Below are 21,217 nucleotides of genomic sequence, written 5' to 3'. Positions count from 1 at the left end.
CATTATTAATAACATAGGTTTAATTCTGAGAACCGGATTCATGTGGGATAAAGATGAGCAGCATACCTCCTGAGATAAAGAAAGAACTCGGCTTGGTGCAGATCTATACGGGGAACGGAAAGGGGAAGACCACCGCCTCGCTGGGTCTCGCTTTCAGGGCGGCGGGGCGCGGACTTGAGGTCCTCATGATACAATTCCTTAAACCTCCCGAGAACTACGGTGAGCACATATCCGCCGGAAGGTTCCCGAACTTCACAATACTCCCCCTCGGCCTAAACCACATGTCGTCAAAGGTCCCCAGGGAGACGGACATCAGGATCGCCCGCGAAACGCTTCAGAGGGCCAAAGACGAGATCTATTCCGGAAGATACGATCTTGTGATACTAGACGAGATAAACAACGCCATGAGCTGGAAGCTACTGAGTCCGGAAGAGGTCATCGGAATGCTGAGCGGGAGGCCGGATAACGTCGAGATCGTGCTTACAGGAAGGGGCGCACCCAAGGAGATAGTGGACTATGCCGACCTCGTGACCGAAATGACACTGATCAAACACCCCTTCGATAAGGGTGTACACGCCAGAAAAGGCATTGAATATTGATCCGGTTCAACGTATAGCCAACAGGGGTTCCGCTAAGAATAGATAAATAAACGTAAGTATTCTTCACCCGCAAGGGGGAGCATAACTTATGCCGATAAACATACCCGATGACCTGCCTGCCGGAGCGGCTCTCGAATCAGAGAACATATTCGTTATGAGGGAGGGACGTGCGGCAGCTCAGGACATACGTCCGATGAAGATACTGCTCCTGAACCTCATGCCTACCAAAATAGACACAGAGATACAGCTCCTCAGACTTCTGGGCAACACCCCTCTGCAGACCGACATATTCTTCCTGCAGATGGTTACCCATGAATCGAAGAACATTTCGCAGGAATACTTGGATAAGTTCTACTATACCTTCGACGAGATCAAGGACAGGAAGTTCGACGGCATGATAATAACCGGCGCTCCCGTGGAGAACATAGACTTCAAGGAGGTGGACTACTGGGACGAACTGTGCGAGATCATGGAATGGTCCCTTAAGAACGTGAGTTCGACGCTCCATATCTGCTGGGGCGCCCAGGCGGGAATGTATTACCACTATCATGTGCCGAAATACCCCCTCAACGAGAAGATGTCCGGTATATTCTGCCATACGATCAACGTAAAGGACGAGCCTCTCATCAGAGGATTCGACGATGAGTTCAACATGCCGCATTCCAGGCACACAGAGGTCCGCGCGGTCGACATAAACCGCAACCCGCGTCTCCACATAATCGCCGAATCCAAAGCGGCAGGGGTCGGCATAGTGACCTCGGAAAGAGCGGGACAGGTGTTCGTCACCGGCCACTCCGAATACGACGTGGGGACTCTGGCATATGAGTATGACAGAGATATGAAAAAAGGTCTTTCCCCCCGTATTCCCGCCAACTATTTCCCAAAAGACGACCCTGATAGGAACCCCCCTATGAACTGGAGGGCACATGCGACCCTGCTTTTCAGCAACTGGCTGAACTACTATGTCTACCAGCGCACGCCGTACGACATAGACGCCATCGGCGCGGACGAACCCAACGGCAACGGTCGGAACTGAGGATGCTTCGCCGTCTGCCGAAGACCGCACAAAGAACACCGGCGGCCTTCGCCTGAACAGACGTCACGGGATGATCGTCTTGGGATTTACCAGCCTGCCCAGGACCGCATCCTTGACGAACTTGTTGTACTGAGACAGGTCGGGGCGCGTCTCGATGATCTCTTCCACCGAAGAAAGGACGTGTCCGAACACAGCTTTGAAGATCCTGCAGGAATCCCCTCCGTTCTTACTGATGCCCGCTTCGTAATATGCGTCGATGCTGCACCCTCCGTTGCAGTATCCGTAAAGATCGCACTCCGCCATGCAGGAGTTCCTTCTCTCGACGGTGCCTCTCAGGATCCTTTCGAACCCTTCCGTCAAAAATGCGTCCGATATCCTGTCGATCCCCGACAGATTGCCGAGTTTGAATTCGGGAGGGCAGCCTTTGCCGCACGGATAAAGGTCTCCGTTGGGATAGACGCATATCCATTTGGTCAGGCAGGAGGCGTGTGCGCAATCGGATTCCGCCGGCTCTCCCAGAGCATTCATGATGTATAGGTAGTGGGGGATGAGCGGTATCTCCGCATCCTTGTCAAAAAGCCATTCATCGAAACATTCGATGCTTGATCTTATGTACTCTTCGGCATCCGGGACCACGCCTCCGCATGCGGCGCATCCCGCGGGTATGACCGGCGAAAGGGACACCGCGGTCTTGTCCGACCTGAAGCTTTCGTATATCTCCTTTTGTTTGGAGGCCGTTTCCGAGGAAATGGTGGAACTGACCGAGAACACCCGTTCCTTTCGGCTGAGGTAATCCAATCTCTCCCTTACCGACTCTGTTTTCTCCCGAAGAACATCGTTGTAAGGGCCTTCGAAAGATACCCCTATGTTTATCATCTTGTCTTTGCAGAAGCTGATCATCTTTCTATCCAGCAGCGTCCCGTTCGTCTGTATCGTGTTCCCCACTCTGTGGGAACGTTTGCCGAAATACCTTTCCTGAAGGTCCAGCGCCTCTTTGTAGAATCCCGGCGGCATGAGCAGAGGCTCCCCGCCGTGCCATATGAACCACACGGACTCGTACTCCTCGGACAGCTTCCTGAAAAAATCGTCCAGAGTATCGATGCTCATCCTTTCGGAAGACCTCTCTTCCGACGCGTGATAGCAGTGCCTGCAGTCGATATTACAATCAAGCGTCGGCTTTATTATCACCGAAATGAACGGCCTCATATCCGGCTCAGAAGGGCCAGTACGGCCATGCGCCGTTGAACCCGTTCGTTATGTAGCAGCAGAACGCACAGCATACCACTACGCATCCTCCCAGCCCAAGATACCACCAGCCGGACGAGCAGCACCCTCTGTCATTACAGCAGGGATAATCGCAAGCGGGGGCGCCGCCGTGTTCCGCTTCGTCGACGCGCTTCGAATAATCGTTCGGCGCCTTGGCGTGCATGGCGATCGATGTGAATGCTGCGGGAGACTGGTCCATATATAATGCGGTCAGGCTTTCGATGGTCTTTGCATCGGGAGACATGTTTTCACCTACCTATCCTGCTGGATAGGTTCATCCCGCGTACCCCTTAAGAATATATTAAGTATTCTGCTGTGCGTTTCCTTATTCTCCATAGCAAAGGAGCCACCAGATACTGACGCCAAAGATATCAGAGGCAAGTCTTTTAGAAAGACCGCTCCGGAAAAGGCCCGAATAATGTGCATGCGCAGTTATTGGAATTTTTGACTGAACATGTCCATTTCAAGAAACATTGTCTGGGGATGACTGAGAGGAGATCATCGGGTTCTGAAATGATCCAATTTCTTAGCGATCGTCTCTCCGTCGGGCAGGAACCTCTGATATCTCTCCGGCAGTTCCGATGTTGTGGAGTATGTCGCGACGCCGATAGGCATGGTGCCTGTTTTCAGAGAGTATTCCACCACGGTGCGGTTCTTCTCTCTGCATATTATTATGCCGACAGCGTCGTTCTCATTGGGCAGTTTCACTTTATCGTTCAGAACAGACAGGTAGAACTCCATTTTCCCCTTGTATTCGGGGATGAACTCTCCTACCTTCAGTTCAATGGCCACGAGACACTGCAACTGGCGGTGGTATAGCAGCAGGTCAATGAAATACTCCTTATCATCAACATCTATCCTGAACTGATTCCCTATGAAGGCGAACTGAAGGTCCATTTCTAGCAAAAAGTTACGGATATTGTTGACAAGCGCCGTTTCAAGCTGGCTTTCTGAATAATCGTCACCGAGATCGAGGAAATCAAAAAGATACTCATCTTTTACTGCTAAAGCCGCCTGACCCCTTATGTTTTCAGGCAAAGTATGTTCAAAATTGGTCTGATTCAGCAGATGTCTCTCATAGCTCCTGCTGTCGATCTGATGGATCAGCACGGCTTTTGTCCATCCGAATTTCTTTGCGGACATTATATAGAATTGCCTTTCGAGGTTGTCCTTGCAACGGTTGAGAATGATGACATGGTTTGTCCAGCTAATTTCTCCAATCAATGACTGGAGTTTTTCAACACCGTGATATTCCACATATAGCTGCGCCATTTGCCAAAGGTTGGTCACTGAAAAACCCCTCACTCCTGGAAATTCCTTCTGTAATTCTTTAGACAGGGCCGGTACGACGGCCTTACCCCAGCCTTCTTGCTGTTTCTCCGCGATGGCCTTTCCAAGTTCCCAATAGAGGGCCACAAGCTGTGTGTTCACTGACCGCATCGCCTCATACTGCGCTTGGCGCACCTTCAGCTTGATGTCAGCTATAAAGTCCATATTCGCTTTTTCAAAGGATCCTATCTCTGTTTCTTTTGCTGGTTTGTTCATGCTCCTATACGTTCAACGTTCGGAGATAAAGCCCCTGTATTACATGTATATGGTTAGTCGAAGTGCGTTCGGTTTCACTGCTTCGAATGTCACAAATGCATTGTAAAAGCTCACGGAAATAACGGGTTGTTCAAAACTGGTCTGATTCAGCAGATGCCTCTCATAGCTCCTGCTGTCGATCTGATGGATCAGCACGGCTTTTGTCCATCCGAATTTCTTTGCGGACATGATATAGAATTGCCTTTCGAGGTTGTCCTTGCAGCGGTTGAGAATGACAACATGTTTTGCCCAGCTGATTTCTCCAACCAATGGCTGGAGTTTTTCAACATCATGATATTCCATATACAGCTGTGTCATTTGCCAAAGATTGGTCACTGAAAACCCCCTCATTCCCGGAGAAAGAAGAAAGAACCGGCGGGAATTGCTCCGGATCTGATCTCGTTGGCGGCAAAATTTAGCGGTTGCATTTCATCGGGCTGTTGTCATTGGGATCTAAAGATATGCTGTGATCAGGAATTGTAGCTTTACGGGACGCAGTATTAAATGTTCGAACCATTCATGTTCATGCAGAGAACATGTTCGGATATACTGTGCCTCTTTACAGCAGATTGTCCCCTTCGGACCTTTCAACTTACAGGAGATACTATTGTGAAACGTGCCATCAGCTGAGATCTGGGTACGGCATAATATCTACATCCGCCGTAAATTACGACATGACCTTCAACACGATCGTCATGAACTCCTTCTTGGGCGACACTCCCAGATTTGAGGGGACGAAAAATTCCATGCTGTGTGTTTTTAAGGATCCTTCGGCCGATTCTGACCTTTTCAGAAAAATGGCCGCATATACGGTCCTGCTGACAAAATGGGAACTCACCGATGATGCATTTGACAGACCAAGCATAAAGAGCAACGGCGCCTCCCTGGTACTGGGGCGCGCGATATCGAAAGCCGAGAGGGAATATCCGGAGTACGACGAGGCGGTAGGGCGGGGGTTCGAGGAACTCAGAAGAATGGAGGGCATGGGATGCGATGACGCCGTGCGGATGGGGGAGGCGTTCGGCAGATCCCTGGCATATGCCCTGAAGGACATTGCGGGAGAAAAAGCGGGAAGCGATCTGGAAGGATTGTTCACAAGCTTAGGTGCTTCGGTATATCTTATGGATGCGATAGACGATCTTGACGAGGATTTCATCAACGGAACCTACAATCCGCTGCTGGCCGGCCGCAGAGGGTTCAGGAACAAGATGCAGTTCATAGAGGAGAACCTCTACGACATTTCTGATTCCCTCAACAAGGTCATAGGCGGTCTCCAGACGTCATATTCTGCCTTAAGGGATCGGATGACGTTCGATCTGGGAATAGCGGACAACATTGTCTATTACGGCATACCGGATTCCGCGAAAAAGGTCATGTCCGGCTCTAGCGAAGCGAAGGCTTCCCTCAAGAATGTGTTCGACGGCCGAAGGAAAAGGAACGCCTCATATTGATCTCATTCCCGACGGGTCGTAATCGGAACAGACGCTGAGTATGTATGCTTCTTCTCCTGTGAACCCGCACCGCGCGTTCCCTCCGGACATGATCAAATGGTTGCAGTTCTCACAGGAGCCCGGTCTGTACCTTTCGCATGAACCGCCGCTGCTGGTGGGCATGCTTCTGAGCGAACATACCCAATCATCCCCAGAATGAATGCAGAACCTGCATGTGCGGCATTTTTGGTAGTTCTCGTTCGTCATTACGATCACATTCTGAACATGTCCCTGCGGTCTATCCTCATCATATGGTAAGTTCTTACCTCTCCTTTTCCTTTCGGGGACGGAAGCTCAAGGCTTGTCGCATGTTTGTAATTGCTTTTCTCAAGACACCTTCTCGATCCGTAGTTCTCGGAATCGCACCTGGCCTGTATCCATACATAGTCGGTGTTTTTGAATATGAATTCTGTGACCGCCCTCACCGCTTCGGTCATGTACCCTTTGCCCCAATGGTCCTTCGCGATGCAGTATCCCAGCTCGCAGTATCCTTTATCCGGGAAATCCTGTACCGCGGTTATGCTGCCTATGGGCTCCTGCTTCTGTTTGAGAGTGATGCACCAATCCATGAGTCCCGCTTCATATGCGCGTATCCAGCTCCATATCACCCCTTCGGATTCCTCCTGGGACCTGTGCGTCTCCCACGTGAGGAACTCGGTCACATCGTCATCGGACATCCAGTTATCATATGCTTTTTTCGCATCGCTCATCATGAACTGCCGGAGACAGAGGCGCGGGGTGTTTATGGGGAACGTTCTGATCATGGTCTCACTCAAGGATATCGATGGAAAGGGACCTCATCTCATCCAGTGCTTTCCTGTGGAGTTCCTCATCATAGCTTGCCACACATTTGGTATCGACAATTACCCTTGAATCGGGATATGCGGTCTTCAGAATGACCGCGTTGGCTATCACGCAGATATTGGTGGCCACGCCGCATACTTCTATCTCGTCGAAACCTGCCAGCGGTGCGACGATACCGAGACTTCCGAACGTCCCCTTCTCGATCGTCTTCCCTCTGCCCTGATATTCCGCCGCCTTCCCGTGGATCCGCCATCCGGCGGTCCCTTTGATACAGTGTTCGATCGGTATATGGACGCCTTCGTCCGTTCTCAGGTAATCCTGATCGTGGGTGTCCATGGTGAAGAAGACCTTGCCGCCGCTGCAGAGATACTCCTCGATCTTGGAAACTATGTTCTTCTCTATCGCTTCGGCATGGGGCGACCCCAGGCTGCCGGTCACAAAATCTGTCTGATAATCGACGACCACCAAAGCGCGGGGCATGAAGATGGATATGATAGGTCCGTATCTAAAAGTTGTGAAACGGCGACCGTGTTCCGATAATAAAGAAAATGATAAGGGTACGGCTTCACATGAAGCAGTACCGTTCTGTTTGCCTTTTGTTCTATCTTGCGATCACTCGACCGCTCACGCATCGGACAGTTTCTTCTCGGCCTCGAATTCCTTTGAGATTATCCTTATGATGAGGACCGCCCATATGGCGACGAACAGGGACCCTGTGATCTCCGAAAATGTGGAGCCCCACCATATATAGGTCAGGCCGGATGTGGTCAGCATTGCTACGTAACACACCGGTACCAGAAGGAAGTTCCTGAACAACGTCGATATCAGAGCTCTCGTTCCCATACCGAGGGCCTGGAACAGGGACTCCGCCGCGGCTCCCACCGCCACGAACGGCAGGAACAGCACCGATATCCGGAGGAACTCCGTCATCCCCTCCCTGAGATACTCCGTGCCGGAGTCATAAGTGAACACAACGAGAATGTTCGGCGCGAATATCATCGTGGCGGCGGCCACCGCGATCATCAGGATCACAGAGATCCTTATTCCGTACATGTAAGCGATCCTGACCTTGTCATACCGCCTCGCACCGTAAGCCGCCGCACAGACAGGCACGATGCCTGAAGCTATGCCCATCGTCGGTATCATCAACATGCTCAGTATCCTCCAGTCCGACGAATAGATGGCGACCCCGTCGTCACCGGCGGCTTGCAGCAGTATCATGTTCATGAACACCACCACAACGGATATGACCATCATCTGAAAAGCCGCAGGGATGCCTACTTTGAATATGTCCTTTATGATCGGGGATTCGAATCTGAATCCTTTGAACCTGAACTTCAGGTACAGATCCTTCTTGACGAAATACCAATAGAAAATGAAGACCAGTGCCACGCCCTCTGCCAGCACGGTCGCGAGGGCCGCGCCGGTCATCCCCAGCCCGAGCCCGTAATCATAGATGAAGAAGGGGTCCAGCACCAGGTTTATCACAGCCGCGATGATCAGTATGTACATAGAGCGTTTGGCCGCGCCCTCTGACCTCAGTATGCTCGACATGACGCCTACCAGCATGAAAACGGCTACGAACACCACTAAGGGAAACGCATAATTGATGCATTCTTGTATCGTACCCTCATCGGCCCCCGCCCCGATCAGCCTTATAATGGGCTCCAGTAACAGAAGGAACAGCACCATCATTATCACGCTTGCGATAAGTATGAGGACCATCGCATGAGCGGCCGTCCTGTCCGCCTCGGCCTTGTTCTCAGCGCCTATCCTCTTCGCTATGGCGGACGCGGCTCCGATGCCGATACCGTTGCTTATCCCTATGACTATGAAGAACAGGGGGAACACTATCCCGACCGCGGCGAGAGCGTCCCTGCCCAGCCCGGACACCCACATGGCATCCACGAGGTTGTTCACAGACTGCGCCACAAGCGCGATCGTTGTGGGAATGGCCATTGCGAGTATCGCCTTCTTGGGGTCCCCCAATAAGGTCTCCACGTCCTTGGTCTTCTCGAACTCCTCCACGGCATCCCCTTCGACCCGTCTATCTCTATAAACTATTTGACCCTTTCAGTATGTCAAAAGATAGCATGCATACTTTTCCCAAAGACGGACAGAACGGGGCACGGACCTTTTCAGACAGCCTTCCCGCCGCCTGTGAGAAAACTCAAAACGAACACCGGACGCCCTGCGCTCCCGGACGAGTGAGGAACTGTAACTTGGAATGATGGGGATCCCGCGATGCGGTCTGCCCAAATTCAAATACGGCCAGATCATTCCATACTGAGGTAACATGGAAAAGATCAGGTCTTTCATCTCATTCGATATACCTATGATGCCGGCGGTCGAGGATGCCAGGGTAAGGCTCAGAGGCATACCTGGGGTCAGCGTCCCTAAGGAAGTGCATCTGACCCTGAGATTCCTGGGGGACGTGGAAGCAAAGAAGATCGAAGAATTATCATCAGGGATGAGGTCCTTGGAAAGGTACCGTTCCTTCAGCGTGTCCCTGAAAGGGCTGGGGGCGTTCCCCAATAATAAGGATCCCCGCGTAATATGGATCGGCGCGGAACCCGGAGCTCCTTTCTACGATATCCTTTCCGACCTTGACGGGATACTCAGCGGCTCGTCCGTTGACTATGACAAGAAACCGTTCAAAGCGCACGTCACCGTAGGCAGGGTGAAGAGACCGTCGGCCGGCCTCACGGCCCTTCTCAATGAATGCCGGGACATGGAGGCCGGGTCCTTTGAATGCCGGCAGATATTCCTGATGAGCAGTCTGCTCACATCGGGCGGCGCGGAACATTCTGTGATCGACACGTTCCGTCTCGCCGACGGTTAAGGCTGCGTGGGAACGTCTGTTAAAGAAATGTCCCCAGCAATGCTTCGAAGCGATCCCTGGACCGCTCTTTTTTGTAGTCTGTCAGTATCTCTCTGATCCGGCCGTTATCTTCTCTCCCCAAGACCTCGCTGATCAGCATCCGCGCGTCGCTGTTCCCGAGGAAAAGATACTGACATACCGACGTGACATTCGAAGTTCTGCGCCTGACGCTTGCGGTCTCGAAGTCCACTATGAACGGCTTTCCCGATCCGTCCGCAAGGATGTGCCGCGGCGCGTTGCTAAGCTCGCCGTGGTCCAGGCCGGCCTCGTCGAGGCGCCAGCACTGCTCCAGAAGGTCCTCCAGGACCCTGCGGAAGGCGGCTTTTTCCATGTTGCACTCCATCCATTCGGCCAGCCTGCCGCCGTCGATCAGCTGGGAGAGAAGGAAGTTCCCGGTGACCGCTTTGAACCTCGGCCCCACGCCTATGCCGTTCGCTTTCCGCAGCATCTCCGCTTCATGAAAAGGGTCGCGTCTGATGCTGTCGGCCCTGCGCACCTTCAGCGCCAGCCGCTCTCCGTCCGCATACGCCGTAACCACGACGCCCTCGTGGCCTTTGCCCACCACGGGCAGGCCGGCGGCCAAAACGTTACCTTTGAACTCCACCGCCGTGACCCCTATCCCTCTTAACTCCGCGATCCTCCTGTCCGCTTCCTGCGGATCGGCATACGGATAGCAGAGGAGCGAGACGTACGGTTCCCTGTTCAGGTCTTCGATTGGCAATTTTACCGCTTGATTCACCCTTCTACCTCTTTTCCCGACACGATAAAATGGCTACCAGATATTAAGTTTTAACAGACGCTCCATTTCCGAGGGGCCGTAACGCAAACCGGAGCCTTTCGCCATATCTCAGGGGTCCGGCGACGGAGAGGATTTCGCTCCTGGGAATAGAGACGGGCCGGTCATTATTTCCAAAACTAATAAACGGATATATTGGTATTAACGTAGTGTGTTCGAAGCCAGGAAGATCAAGAAACTTGCGCAGAGCGGAAACCCGGGTGCACAGTTCGAACTAGGTTCGATGTACGAAACCGGGAAGGGGCTCCCAATTGATCATTCGAGAGCGGCGAAGTGGTTCGGGCTCTCTGCGGCACAGGGACACTCAGAAGCGCAGTATAAACTGGGTTCGATGTATGACAGCGGGAAAGGCGTCCCTCAGAGCGGCGAAGAGGCGGCGATGCTGTACAGGCTTGCCGCCAACGGGGGAAACGCCGACGCGCAAAGAAGCCTGGGTCTGATGTATTATTATGGAAGATGTGTGCCGCAAAGCGATGCGGAGGCGGCGAAGTGGTTCGGTCTCTCCGCCAGCCAGGGAGACGCATGTGCGCAAAGGGATCTGGGCTGGATGTACCGGAACGGAAAGGGCGTCCCCCAGAACGACGAAGAAGCGGCGAAGTGGTACAGGCTTTCCGCCGAACAGGGAGATGCATACGCGCAGAACAATCTGGGCTGGATGTACCGGAACGGAAAGGGCGTCCCTCAGAGCGATGAGGAAGCTGTCAGGTGGTGCAGGCTTGCCGCGGAACAGGGGAATGCGTACGCGCAGAATAATCTGGGCTGGATGTACAGGTATGGGAAAGGGGTTCCCCAGAGCGAGGAGGAAGCTGCGAAGTGGTTCAGACTTTCTGCTGAAAAGGGATACATCGAGGCAGGGTCCGACCTGGATGAGATGCGCCAGAATGAAGGGAACGCTCCTCATGACGATGCGGATACTCTGAAACGCTACGATCTTTCCAATGACCAAGAGGATGAGGACATACAGTATGAACAGGACGACATGCCGCACCAGCGCGATGATGTTCCTCAGAGCGAAGGTGAAGCTGCAATACAGCGGGGGTCTCCCGCCGGCGAGGGAGACGCATACCCTGATCCTGACATGATGTACCGGAACGGAATTGACATACCCTTAAACGAGGATGAAGCTGCAAAGTGGTACGAACCTCCCGCCGGCGAGGGAGACGCATACCCTGATCCTGACATGATGTACCAGAACGGAATGGACGTCCATCTGGACGAGGAGGGGCCAGCAACATGGCAGGGGCCTTCCGCCGATGAAGGAGACGCATACACACAGTATAATCTGGGCGTGATGTACCGGAACGGAACAGGCGTGCCGCAGAGCAATGAGGAGGCGGCGAGTTGGTTCCTGCTTTCCGCAGAACAGGGATATGCGGACGCGCAGAACAACCTGGGCGTGATGTACCAGAATGGGATGGGTGTTCCTCAGAGCGATGAGGAGGCGGTGAGATGGTTCCGGCTTGCTGCGGAACAAGGATGTGCAAAAGCACAATACAATCTGGGCAGGATGCACAGAAAGGGAAGAGGCATCCCGCAGAGCAACGAGGAGGCGGTGAGATGGTACAGGCTTTCCGCCGAGCAGGGGAACGCATACGCGCAGAACAATCTGGGCGTGATGTATCAGAACGGGATGGGCGTTCCTCAGAACGACGAGGAGGCGGTTAGATGGTACAGGCTTTCCGCCGAGCAGGGGAACACCGACGCTCAATACAATCTGGGCGGGATGTACAGAAGGGGGAAAGGCGTGCCGCAGAGCAATGAGGAGGCGGTGAGATGGTACAGGCTTTCCGCTGATCAGGGGAACGCGGACGCGCAGAGGGACCTGGGCTGGATGTACAGACACGGAAAGAGCGTGCCGCAGAGCAATGAGGAGGCGGTTAGATGGTACAGGCTTTCCGCCGAGCAAGGCAATGACGATGCGATAAAGGCCCTTGCAGAGATATTGGAAGAATAAAGATAGGGTGCGGTGAGCCATCGGCTCACCAGCTTCCCCTTTGCATTTATGATTTACTTTTTGATCTTCTTCACGAAATCATCCAGTATGCTCTCCAGGTCCGGTTTGCCGATCTCCTGCAGATCGTACCCCACACGGGTGCAGGGTTTACTGATCTTGATCACACGCTGCAGATCTATCGGAGTAGCAATGACAACGGAATCACAATCGGTCTTGTCAATGGTGGCCGACAGGTCCTTCATCTGCTGTTCGCCATAGCCCATCGCGGGGAGGAGCTTGCCGATGCCCGGATATATCCTGTAGGTTTCCGCAAGTTTCCCGACCGCATACTGACGGGGGTCGATGATCTCTGCGGCTCCGAACTTGTGGGCCGCGACCACCCCCGCGCCGATCTTCATTTCACCGTGCGTGAGAGTCGGACCGTCTTCGATCACCAGAACCCGCTTGCCTTTGATCAGTTTAGGGTCCGTGACGTTCAGCGTGGAGGCGGCGTCCACTACGATGGCCTTAGGGTTCACGCTTTCGATGTTCTTCCGCACGGTCTGGATGTTCTCAAAATCAGAGCTGTCGATCTTGTTTATCACAACTACGTCGGCCATGCGCAGCGTTACCTCGCCGGGGTAATATGAGAGTTCATGTCCGGGGCGGTGCGGGTCAACGATCGTCACCATCAGATCCGGCTGGTAGAACGAGAAATCGTTGTTCCCTCCGTCCCACAGTATCACGTCGCAACCGTCAGGGTCGTTCTCGGCTGCTCTGAGGATGGCCTCGTAGTCGACCCCGGCGTAGATGACGTTCCCCCTTACTATGTGGGGCTCATACTCTTCCATTTCCTCAATGGTGCATTTATGCTTGGTAAGGTCTTCGATAGTGGCGAACCGCTGAACCTTTTGAGCAACGAGGTCTCCGTAAGGCATCGGGTGGCGTATAGCGATCACTTTGAGGCCTTTCTTCATCAGGATCTCTGCGATCCTGCGGCTCGTCTGGCTTTTTCCGCAGCCAGTTCGTATTGCGCCTACTGCGATGACCGGCTTCGTACTCTTGAGCGCGGTGTTCTTGTGACCCATCATTGAGAAGTCTGCCCCGGCCGCGTTAATTTTTGCACCCATTCTCATCACGAACGGATACGGGACGTCGCTGTACGAGAACACACATTCATCAACATCTAACTTTTTGATCAGAGCTTCCAGCTCATCCTGGGCGTGTATGGGTATCCCGTCCGGATACAACGAACCCGCCAAAGCGGCCGGATATTTTCTGTCCGCGATATCCGGTATCTGTGCGGCGGTGAACGCCACGACCTTGTACAGGGGGTTGTCGCGGTAGAACGTGTTGAAATTATGAAAATCGCGCCCAGCTGCACCGATTATTATAATTTTTCTCTGTTTTTCTTCTTTCATTTTCCTGGTCTCCTTTCCCTTTATGGTATAGCTTAGGCTCCGTTTCGCCCTATGCTCTCTATCCATTATCAAATTTTCTGTTTGCGCCTATTTCACCTTTGATCTTCTGGGCTGGGGCCTCGTCTTATAAAACCATAACGTCGAGCAGGGGCGCCGACACAATATGTCCTGACGGCCTGTTTCCTGAATCTTACAAATTCGGGGAGTTATGTTCGATGTGCGGCGGATGACCAAGGTATCTGTATCCCAAAGATGCCGGTTACGTCATAAAACTGCGATATCCGTTGGAAAGAAGATGCTAAGAGGTGCCCGGTTACATCCAGCATAACCTATATATATTATACAGGTGGTTGTTAAAAAGACAAACTTTTTAAACAAAGGAGGAGGATTCTTAATGAAAAAAAGTGTTATGATAATTATCGCAGTGGTAGTGGTAGCCGCCGTAGTTTTAGTCGCGGCCTACTTCACCCTGTGGAATGATAAAGATGAGAATAATAACGTCCTTAGCAGCACTTCGCCCGGACACTATACCTACACATATGATGGGATCGCATATGATCTGGAGATCCCCAATGAGATAAAAGGGTTGGTCCTGGACGTGCATGGCATGACGATGGACGCCGATCAGGAGAACGACGGGACCAACCTGCGCGAGATCGGACCGAAATACGGATATGTCATACTTCAACCCTCGACACCTACAAGGTCGATCCTTACTGACTATGATGCGCGCTTGTTCGAGATGGTCAACATCGTCGTCGACGAGCTCGGCGTTGATACGGACCGCATACACGTGACCGGCTTCTCCAACGGAGGAAGGTACACGTGGCGCACCGTACTCGACCATTCCGACTTCTATGCGTCGGCGGCACCGGCGGCCAGCGGCATCGGCACCCTCCCGGACGGATGCACATTCTCGGGGGATGAGATGCCCGAGTATGAGATCCCGATCCTGTACATGTACGGAACGCAGGATTCAGGCTACCCGACGGGAATAGTCCAGAGGGATGCCGTAATTGCCGCATGGAACATGGGAGCAGGAGTGAACATCGCAACAGACAGCACATATACGCACACCCGATATACAAATGCGAACGGAACTGTATTCGAGTTCATATCTCACGACTACGCGTCCAACGCTCCCTTTGAGCTGACCGGAGGACTTGTCGGAGGACACTGCTTCCCCGGAAGCACGGTCTACTACGACCCGGCGGACCCGAAGCAGACCTTCGCTTGTGAGGGTGCCAATTCGTTCATCTGGGGTGAGGAGCTGATGAAGTTCTTCATTGCGCATCCAAAATCCTGAGGCAAAGCAAAGCTAGATGAACAAACAACATTAACAACGATAGTGATGTTCGCAATCGGACTCACTGTCAAATTTTTATATTATGTTTCGCTGGCGCGCCTATGTTTCATAATTCATCCTTTCACAATCATTATATACTATATAGGCAAATATTTAAATACAAACTTTAAAAGGAGGAGTTTTATTGAAAACAAGTTTTATGATTATTGGTGCAGTGGTGGTAGTGGCCGCCATAGTTTTAGTCGCGGCCTATTTTATCATATGGGATGATAAAGATGGAAATGATACCGTCCTTAGCGACACTTCCCCGGGGCACTATGTTTACACGTATAATGGGTTCACTTACGACTTAGAGATCCCTGAACAAATTCTGGATGGTCCGGTTGGATTGGTCGTTGATATGCATGGCGCAACCATGGATGCTAAACAAGAGAATGACGGGACCAACCTGCGCGAACTTGGACAGCAGTACGGATATGCCATACTTCAGCCTACTACTCCGACCAATAGGGTCCCCCCTGAGTTCGACGATCCGTTGTTTGAGATGATCAGTATCGTTATCGACGAGCTTGACATAGATCCGGACCGCATACATGTGACCGGCTTCTCCAACGGGGGAAGATACACGTGGCGCACCATACGCGACCACTCTGACCTCTTTGCATCAGCGGCCCCGGCTTCCGCCGGTATTGGCGGCACCGGATACCCAGGATGCACTTTCACCGAAGGAGACATGCCCGAATATGAGATCCCGATCATATATATATTTGGAATACAGGATACTGTAGCACTTTACGAATGGGGAATAGCCCAGAGGGATGCTGTGATATCCGCATGGAACATGGGAGCAGGAGTGGTCATCGCGCAAGACAGCACATACACGCACACCCGGTATACAAACGCGAACGGGACCGTGTTCGAGTTCATATCGCATAACTATTATTCCAGCGCTCCCTTTGGAGATAGGCCTGTCACTGGTCATTGTTTCCCGGGAAGCACAGTTTACTACGACCCGGAGAATCCGTTCCAGACCTTCGCTTGCGAACCCCCCAACTCATTCAACTGGGGCGAGGAGATGATGAAGTTCTTCATTGCGCATCCGAAATCCTGAGATCAAAGAGCAATATTAACAAACATCTTCCATAAACTTCTTACAAAGATCGGAGAATCATAGTGAACAAGAAGGTCGTAGTAGCCACCTTAGCAGTGCTTGTCATTAATACGGAGGTTCTGACCCCCTTCCCGGGTGGGGACTCTAGGAAAGACTATCATTCTGATCTCCTTTGTAGGTAAGGTTTAATAATCATATCATGATATGACATATCATAATATGAATTGGAGTGCTCAAGATGTTCATCGGAAGAGAACAGGAGATTCAGGCATTGAATGAGATGTATGAAAGCAGCAAACTCGAAGTTGCCGTGATATACGGCCGCAGGCGTGTCGGTAAAACAGAACTCATAAACCATTTCTGCAGAGATAAGAGAACAATCTTCTTCACCGGAGTGGAAAACTCCGCATCATATAATCTGAATGCGTTCACCGAATCTGTATACAAATTTCGATCAGAATCCAATAAAGGAATAACCGCAAAGATGGTACCGAGGGATTTTATGCAATTGTTAGATATGATCTCTGAAACAGCACAGCGTGAGAGGGTTGTTCTGGTGATCGATGAGTACCCCTATCTGGCGAAAGCGGAAAAAGCGTTCTCGTCACTTTTACAAAAATACATCGATGCAGATTTTAAGAACACAGACATGATGATGATCCTCTGCGGATCGTCCATGAGCTTCATGGAACGCCAGGTCCTCAGTTCAAAAAGTCCGTTGTACGGAAGACGCACCGCCCAGTTCAAGATCGAACCGTTCAATTATTACGACGCGATAAAATTTGTTCCGAATTATTCTAAAGAGGATAAACTGTTAACATACGGCATTTTCGGCGGAACTCCGTTCTACCTTGCACAGATAGACGATGAAAAAAGTCTGAGTGATAATGTAAGGAATTTATTCTTTAAACAGAACGGACTGTTGTTTGAGGAACCCAGCAATCTGATTAAACAGGAATTGAGGGAGCCGCAGATATATAACGCAATAATCACGGCGATAGCGAACGGCAGTACGAAAATGTCGGAGATCGCGAGCAAAGTGAATAAACCCTCGAACTTGTGCGATATCTATATTAAAAAACTCATAAGCCTAAGCCTGGTCGCTAAGGAAAAACCGCTTGGTGAAAAGACCGGCACAAAGAGCATCTACGTTCTGGATGACGAAATGTTCAAATTTTGGTTCAGATACGTTCAGGATAATCTGACGCTTGTCGCAAAGGGACAGGGACAAAGGGTCATTGATAACATATGGCCCGCGATAAACAATTTCATGGGAAGGGCGTTCGAAAGTGTCTGCACCCAATACCTGTGGGAACATTACGATTCATTACCTATTTCTCCGAAGGAAATAGGCAGATGGTGGGGCAGCAACCCTGCAGAAAAGCAGGAAGAGGAGATCGACATTCTTGCATTGGATAAAAATTCTGCCATTTTCGGCGAGTGTAAATTCAGGAATGAAAAGATGGGAACAGAAAGCTTTACGGACCTTAAGCGTAAAAGCATGCTCTTCCCCAAACAAACGACAAAATACTATTATTTTTTTAGTAAAGGGGGGTTCACGGGAGAGATGCAAAGACTTGCAAAAGAGAACGATAAGATAAGACTCATCGGACTTACCGATCTGATTCCGGAAGAGGCATGCTGAGGAAGAATAAGCGAACTTGGGCATGAATTATGGGCGGGAGGTTTGACCTTTCCTTATGATTTCACCAGAGCAGGAAGATGGTAAACTATCTATCTCTTGTGAGTTGGTGAATCACGAGTTGGTGAATCACGATTCAGGAAAGCAATGCAAGATGCCGAAAGCTACCCAGAAAAGACCCGGTGATGTGAACACTGTTCCTGTGAACGATCCGCCATAGGTTATTTAATTGACCCGGCGCGGCTGGAAAAGATTCGATCTTTCTCTGCTGAATTTTCAACGGTCTTCCTTCGGCGGTCTTTCTATCGACTGTATGCCGCCATCCTCAATTATCTTTCGGTAGAGCATCTCTACGGCCTCGGAAGGAGACAGATTCAGCTGCTGCAATATTCTCTCCGCCTCCACCTTGACGATAGAATCGACGCGTGCGTTTATGACTGAACCTCTGCCCTTTTTCTGCTCGGGGAAGAGTACCTCTTCGCACAGAGACGCGATATACTCATTGTAGTACAATCCCTTCTCCCTTGCCAGCACACGGACGATATCGGTTGTCCCGGAACCGTATTGTGAGGACTTCTTCTTCCTTGCGGCAATATACGGATATCCCAGGTCCTCTGCGATATCCCTCAGGATGGATTTCCTGGAGTCCATATCCTTTGGTCTCAGCTCATCCTGACCGAGCCCCCTGACGCCGGAGATGACATCTTCCGACATATACGGGTAGAGGAGCTCTTTTCCGAAGTGTTTGGCGATAGATAACTCGCACGGGATCGATACCTTGAGAAGTCTCTCCACAGCCGCATCCCTGTGCATCTCATAGTCATTGTCTGTCTGATCAACGAATTTTGCACAGCCCATGAAATACTCATCCGCACCTTGGCCTGTTACCACGATGTTCTCTTTCGCTTCCCTGCACACACAGAACAGCTGCAGCTCATAAGAGATCGTGAACGGGTCCGTTGTGCCTGTGGCGGAGATCATTTCCTTTATCAGCGGTTCGACATTCCTTTTTGATATCTCGGCCTGCGTCCACGGCAGTTCCAGCTTTTCGGAAAGATCCTTTGCCATGATCACATCATGCGCCTTGTTCGTTCCGCAGGTGTACAGATGAACGGAATTGGCATACTTTTTAGCAATTGCCGACATCAATCCGGAGTCCAATCCGCCCGAGAAGGCAACGGCGACATCCTTTCCTTCAACAGAATCCCTTACGGCGTTGATTATCGTTTTTTCCAATTCTGCATATTTGAAGGACATATGCGCCGATATTGCTCTTCAAATATAACACTTCAGCACAACGGAGATCCGCTGTCCCCGCTCTGATCTCATAATAGAAGTATTCCCGCATTCGAGTTTGCAACTCACCTTTAAAAGCAGCGATCCATGGTAATGGCAAGCGGGAGAGGATTCGAACACCGACGCTTATAGTTATTATTACGGCCCCAAACAGTCTATTGGCGCTTCCACTATCCCGTCTGGTCTGGTGTGCGCCACCCTGCCTGTCGCACTTATTATCATCAAAAAAGAGGGTTCTTCTGCACCAGCCGCCACCATTTTGTCCTTCACACGGGTCAGATTCGACGCCGCCTTTTCAAACTCAAAGGTTCCGAGTTTGACCTCCGCCGCGCCCCACCTGCCATCTTCCGTCTGAACGATCGCATCTACTTCAAGATCTGCGCCGTCTCTGTAGTGAAATACTCGTCCTCTTGATGCCAATGCATAAGCAGAAAGATCCCTATAACACAGCGATTCGAATAAGAATCCGGCTGTTTTTGTGTCTTTCAAAAGAATGTTTGGGCTTGCCCCGAGGGCGGCGGCGGCCAAAGACGGATCGATGAAGTGCCTTACCCCCGTCTTTCGAATACGCGTCTTTGAACGCACATAAGGGTGCCACGCCTCTTGCTCCTCGATAACGAATAATTTTTTGAGAACTTCTATGTAACTGCGTACTGTCTGTTCAGATATATCCTCCCCTGCACTGCGGATGTCCGCTGCAATAGTAGGTACGCTCGCTGATGTTGCATTGTTCCTTGCCAATGACCTCAGGACAAGTCCCATAACCGTGGAACTTCTCCTTACCCCGTCAACGCGGGAAGTGTCTACTTTTTTCAACGATTCGATGTAATCATACGACGTGCGGAACGCCTCTTTTTCATCGACCTCGAGCGCCCCTGGCCACCCACCTCTGCATATCAGATTGACGGCTTTTTTGAAGTCTAGATTTGAGCTGGCAACATCCGTCCTCCCAGAATCAAAAAGTTTTGACAGACTTACCGCACCGTTGCTGTCCCCCGACTCAAAAAGGGACATTGTCCTCATTTGAAGGCGGGCAAACCTGCCTATGCCGGTATGGAACGTTTTTTCATATGGAATCTGGGTCGATCCCGTGAAAATGTACATGCCTTTCTTGTTTTTGAAGTCAATATTCCTTCGCGCGATGTCCCATAGTTTAGGTATATCCTGCCACTCATCTACAAGATGGGGATATTCTCCTTCCAATGCGGCCTGCGGATTTAGTTCAACAGAGTTGTTTATTTCCTCTTCTCCCAAGAACATGTATGAATTTGAATGGAAAACCCCTGTCCACGATTTACCGCATGATTTAGGGCCGGTTATCTGTACTCCGCCAAACGCAGAAAGCTTTTCCTTTATCAGCTGATCTATGATCCTCGGACGGTAAAAATTGCGCACTTCTCCTATCATTTCCAAGTATTCTTCTGTCACGATATAAGATATGCCATGTAAATATTATAACGTTTGCAATGAAAATAATATAACGTTTGCAATGAAAATAATATAACGTTTGCAATGAAAATAATATAACGTTTGCAAAGAAAGAAACATTATATTTCAAAAACCCGCGAAGAGTTATGAATTAAAATTCGCCATTCGGATAAGAAAGCAACGAACCGCCGCCGCACACCATAATGCGCAACCTTGATTATACAGACCAACTTTTTGGAATAAGAGAGTGAAAGGGGGCGTATTTCCTGTGAGCCGTCCAGACAGCAGTCTTCGAAATCTTAAATGCCTGGTTTTTCGTCATATAGATATGGCGCCTTTTCAGCCGGAAAGTGGCATGTGTTATGAATATCCTTAATGAAGATGTGCCAACATCTCTCATCAACAAATAGTAAGTTTCGGTTGAAGACCTAAACTTCAATATGATTTCCTGAAAGCCTAGATGTTAATCAACTATTTATCTCAAGAAAACTATGAGTTCGTTATGAAAAAGAGGCTAAGTAGGGCGATTACTTGGCACATCGTTGTGTTTGCCACAATTACTGTGTCAGTTCTAGCCGCCTCTTAGTTTACAAAGCTCTCAGAAGAATTTATCATAGGCGTAAT

General features: G+C 50.8%; 20 protein-coding genes and 2 pseudogenes. 10 read left to right on the top strand and 12 right to left on the bottom strand.

Annotated features, from left to right (window positions below; genetic code table 11):
- The first annotated feature begins 53 nt into the window (after positions 1-53).
- Together cobO and metA are read left to right on the top strand one after the other, a co-directional pair.
- Positions 54-599: a cob(I)yrinic acid a,c-diamide adenosyltransferase gene (cobO, locus tag FWG96_02650; GenBank protein ID MCL2032154.1), complete on the top strand. Its 546-nt coding sequence runs from the start codon at positions 54-56 to the stop codon at positions 597-599.
- An 88-nt stretch (positions 600-687) separates the two neighbouring features.
- On the top strand, positions 688-1,635 hold the full coding sequence (gene metA / locus FWG96_02645) for a homoserine O-succinyltransferase (protein MCL2032153.1): 948 nt from the start codon (positions 688-690) through the stop codon (positions 1,633-1,635).
- Positions 1,636-1,698: 63 nt separating this feature from the next.
- On the opposite strand, the gene FWG96_02640 is transcribed toward metA, so the two are convergent.
- The 4 genes from FWG96_02640 to FWG96_02625 form a co-directional block, all read right to left on the bottom strand.
- On the bottom strand, positions 1,699-2,841 hold the full coding sequence (locus FWG96_02640; protein ID MCL2032152.1) for a radical SAM protein: 1,143 nt from the start codon (positions 2,839-2,841) through the stop codon (positions 1,699-1,701).
- A 7-nt stretch (positions 2,842-2,848) separates the two neighbouring features.
- Positions 2,849-3,145, bottom strand: a complete 297-nt coding sequence (locus FWG96_02635) for a hypothetical protein (GenBank protein ID MCL2032151.1) — start codon at positions 3,143-3,145, stop codon at positions 2,849-2,851.
- A 254-nt stretch (positions 3,146-3,399) separates the two neighbouring features.
- The gene (locus tag FWG96_02630; protein ID MCL2032150.1) at positions 3,400-4,446 is read right to left on the bottom strand and encodes a PDDEXK nuclease domain-containing protein; all 1,047 of its coding nucleotides are present in this window, start codon (positions 4,444-4,446) and stop codon (positions 3,400-3,402) included.
- 39 nt (positions 4,447-4,485) lie between these two features.
- Positions 4,486-4,788, bottom strand: a complete 303-nt coding sequence (locus FWG96_02625) for a DUF1016 N-terminal domain-containing protein (GenBank protein ID MCL2032149.1) — start codon at positions 4,786-4,788, stop codon at positions 4,486-4,488.
- Between the two features lie 233 nt (positions 4,789-5,021).
- Between FWG96_02625 and FWG96_02620 the strand changes: the two genes are divergently transcribed.
- On the top strand, positions 5,022-5,936 hold the full coding sequence (locus FWG96_02620) for a DUF5685 family protein (GenBank protein MCL2032148.1): 915 nt from the start codon (positions 5,022-5,024) through the stop codon (positions 5,934-5,936).
- On the opposite strand, the gene FWG96_02615 is transcribed toward FWG96_02620, so the two are convergent.
- From FWG96_02615 to FWG96_02600, 4 genes are all read right to left on the bottom strand, one after another.
- Complete coding sequence (locus FWG96_02615; GenBank protein ID MCL2032147.1) at positions 5,928-6,182, bottom strand: hypothetical protein; 255 nt, start codon at positions 6,180-6,182, stop codon at positions 5,928-5,930. The two genes, FWG96_02620 and FWG96_02615, sit on opposite strands and share 9 nt — an antisense overlap.
- A 5-nt stretch (positions 6,183-6,187) precedes the next feature.
- Positions 6,188-6,739, bottom strand: a complete 552-nt coding sequence (locus FWG96_02610) for a GNAT family N-acetyltransferase (GenBank protein MCL2032146.1) — start codon at positions 6,737-6,739, stop codon at positions 6,188-6,190.
- 4 nt (positions 6,740-6,743) lie between these two features.
- Positions 6,744-7,259 carry a cysteine hydrolase gene (locus FWG96_02605; protein ID MCL2032145.1) on the bottom strand — a complete coding sequence of 172 codons (516 nt, stop codon included), beginning with the start codon at positions 7,257-7,259 and terminating at the stop codon, positions 6,744-6,746.
- Positions 7,260-7,403: 144 nt separating this feature from the next.
- The gene (locus FWG96_02600; GenBank protein MCL2032144.1) at positions 7,404-8,807 is read right to left on the bottom strand and encodes an MATE family efflux transporter; all 1,404 of its coding nucleotides are present in this window, start codon (positions 8,805-8,807) and stop codon (positions 7,404-7,406) included.
- Between the two features lie 268 nt (positions 8,808-9,075).
- Between FWG96_02600 and thpR the strand changes: the two genes are divergently transcribed.
- A complete protein-coding gene (gene thpR / locus FWG96_02595; protein MCL2032143.1) occupies positions 9,076-9,621 on the top strand; it encodes an RNA 2',3'-cyclic phosphodiesterase in 546 nt (181 codons plus the stop codon).
- Positions 9,622-9,640: 19 nt separating this feature from the next.
- Here the strand turns inward: thpR and FWG96_02590 are convergent, their stop codons facing one another.
- The gene (locus FWG96_02590; GenBank protein MCL2032142.1) at positions 9,641-10,399 is read right to left on the bottom strand and encodes a hypothetical protein; all 759 of its coding nucleotides are present in this window, start codon (positions 10,397-10,399) and stop codon (positions 9,641-9,643) included.
- 280 nt (positions 10,400-10,679) lie between these two features.
- Here FWG96_02590 and FWG96_02585 point away from each other — a divergent pair.
- From FWG96_02585 to FWG96_02575, 3 genes and pseudogenes are all read left to right on the top strand, one after another.
- Positions 10,680-11,884 (top strand): annotated as a pseudogene (locus FWG96_02585) (SEL1-like repeat protein).
- Positions 11,885-11,918: 34 nt separating this feature from the next.
- A pseudogene (locus FWG96_02580) lies at positions 11,919-12,293 on the top strand (sel1 repeat family protein).
- Positions 12,288-12,410 (top strand): SEL1-like repeat protein, encoded by a 123-nt coding sequence (locus FWG96_02575; protein MCL2032141.1) that lies wholly within the window; start codon positions 12,288-12,290, stop codon positions 12,408-12,410. Before FWG96_02580 ends, FWG96_02575 begins: the two are co-directional and overlap by 6 nt.
- 53 nt (positions 12,411-12,463) lie before the next feature.
- On the opposite strand, the gene FWG96_02570 is transcribed toward FWG96_02575, so the two are convergent.
- Positions 12,464-13,876: a cyclic 2,3-diphosphoglycerate synthase gene (locus FWG96_02570; protein MCL2032140.1), complete on the bottom strand. Its 1,413-nt coding sequence runs from the start codon at positions 13,874-13,876 to the stop codon at positions 12,464-12,466.
- A 328-nt stretch (positions 13,877-14,204) separates the two neighbouring features.
- Here FWG96_02570 and FWG96_02565 point away from each other — a divergent pair, with 328 nt between their 5' ends.
- From FWG96_02565 to FWG96_02555, 3 genes are all read left to right on the top strand, one after another.
- Complete coding sequence (locus FWG96_02565; GenBank protein MCL2032139.1) at positions 14,205-15,116, top strand: hypothetical protein; 912 nt, start codon at positions 14,205-14,207, stop codon at positions 15,114-15,116.
- Between the two features lie 415 nt (positions 15,117-15,531).
- Positions 15,532-16,227, top strand: a complete 696-nt coding sequence (locus FWG96_02560; protein MCL2032138.1) for a hypothetical protein — start codon at positions 15,532-15,534, stop codon at positions 16,225-16,227.
- A gap of 238 nt (positions 16,228-16,465) precedes the next feature.
- Complete coding sequence (locus tag FWG96_02555) at positions 16,466-17,872, top strand: ATP-binding protein (GenBank protein MCL2032137.1); 1,407 nt, start codon at positions 16,466-16,468, stop codon at positions 17,870-17,872.
- A 273-nt stretch (positions 17,873-18,145) separates the two neighbouring features.
- Here FWG96_02555 and FWG96_02550 read toward each other — a convergent pair whose 3' ends face one another.
- Together FWG96_02550 and FWG96_02545 are read right to left on the bottom strand one after the other, a co-directional pair.
- Positions 18,146-19,126, bottom strand: coding sequence for an asparagine synthase-related protein (locus FWG96_02550; GenBank protein MCL2032136.1), 981 nt, complete (start codon positions 19,124-19,126; stop codon positions 18,146-18,148).
- A 177-nt stretch (positions 19,127-19,303) separates the two neighbouring features.
- Complete coding sequence (locus FWG96_02545) at positions 19,304-20,572, bottom strand: DUF4143 domain-containing protein (protein ID MCL2032135.1); 1,269 nt, start codon at positions 20,570-20,572, stop codon at positions 19,304-19,306.
- Positions 20,573-21,217 lie beyond the last annotated feature (645 nt).

This window comes from Candidatus Methanoplasma cognatum, assembly GCA_009777615.1.
GTDB lineage: Archaea > Thermoplasmatota > Thermoplasmata > Methanomassiliicoccales > Methanomethylophilaceae > Methanoplasma > Methanoplasma cognatum.
The sequence above is the reverse complement of the archived record's forward strand: the minus strand, read 5'-3'. Positions and strand labels throughout refer to the sequence as shown.

Coding starts and splice junctions, on each gene's coding strand:
- FWG96_02635 (MCL2032151.1), bottom strand. CDS start 3,145: ATGTCTCCCGATGCAAAGACCATCGAAAGCCTGACCGCATTATATATG.
- FWG96_02615 (MCL2032147.1), bottom strand. CDS start 6,182: ATGACGAACGAGAACTACCAAAAATGCCGCACATGCAGGTTCTGCATT.
- cobO (MCL2032154.1), top strand. CDS start 54: ATGAGCAGCATACCTCCTGAGATAAAGAAAGAACTCGGCTTGGTGCAG.
- FWG96_02625 (MCL2032149.1), bottom strand. CDS start 4,788: ATGGAATATCATGATGTTGAAAAACTCCAGCCATTGGTTGGAGAAATC.
- FWG96_02575 (MCL2032141.1), top strand. CDS start 12,288: ATGTACAGACACGGAAAGAGCGTGCCGCAGAGCAATGAGGAGGCGGTT.
- FWG96_02560 (MCL2032138.1), top strand. CDS start 15,532: ATGGATGCTAAACAAGAGAATGACGGGACCAACCTGCGCGAACTTGGA.
- metA (MCL2032153.1), top strand. CDS start 688: ATGCCGATAAACATACCCGATGACCTGCCTGCCGGAGCGGCTCTCGAA.
- FWG96_02640 (MCL2032152.1), bottom strand. CDS start 2,841: ATGAGGCCGTTCATTTCGGTGATAATAAAGCCGACGCTTGATTGTAAT.
- thpR (MCL2032143.1), top strand. CDS start 9,076: ATGGAAAAGATCAGGTCTTTCATCTCATTCGATATACCTATGATGCCG.
- FWG96_02630 (MCL2032150.1), bottom strand. CDS start 4,446: ATGAACAAACCAGCAAAAGAAACAGAGATAGGATCCTTTGAAAAAGCG.
- FWG96_02570 (MCL2032140.1), bottom strand. CDS start 13,876: ATGGATAGAGAGCATAGGGCGAAACGGAGCCTAAGCTATACCATAAAG.
- FWG96_02620 (MCL2032148.1), top strand. CDS start 5,022: ATGTTCGGATATACTGTGCCTCTTTACAGCAGATTGTCCCCTTCGGAC.
- FWG96_02555 (MCL2032137.1), top strand. CDS start 16,466: ATGTTCATCGGAAGAGAACAGGAGATTCAGGCATTGAATGAGATGTAT.
- FWG96_02545 (MCL2032135.1), bottom strand. CDS start 20,572: ATGATAGGAGAAGTGCGCAATTTTTACCGTCCGAGGATCATAGATCAG.
- FWG96_02565 (MCL2032139.1), top strand. CDS start 14,205: ATGAAAAAAAGTGTTATGATAATTATCGCAGTGGTAGTGGTAGCCGCC.
- FWG96_02605 (MCL2032145.1), bottom strand. CDS start 7,259: ATGCCCCGCGCTTTGGTGGTCGTCGATTATCAGACAGATTTTGTGACC.
- FWG96_02610 (MCL2032146.1), bottom strand. CDS start 6,739: ATGATCAGAACGTTCCCCATAAACACCCCGCGCCTCTGTCTCCGGCAG.
- FWG96_02550 (MCL2032136.1), bottom strand. CDS start 19,126: ATGTCCTTCAAATATGCAGAATTGGAAAAAACGATAATCAACGCCGTA.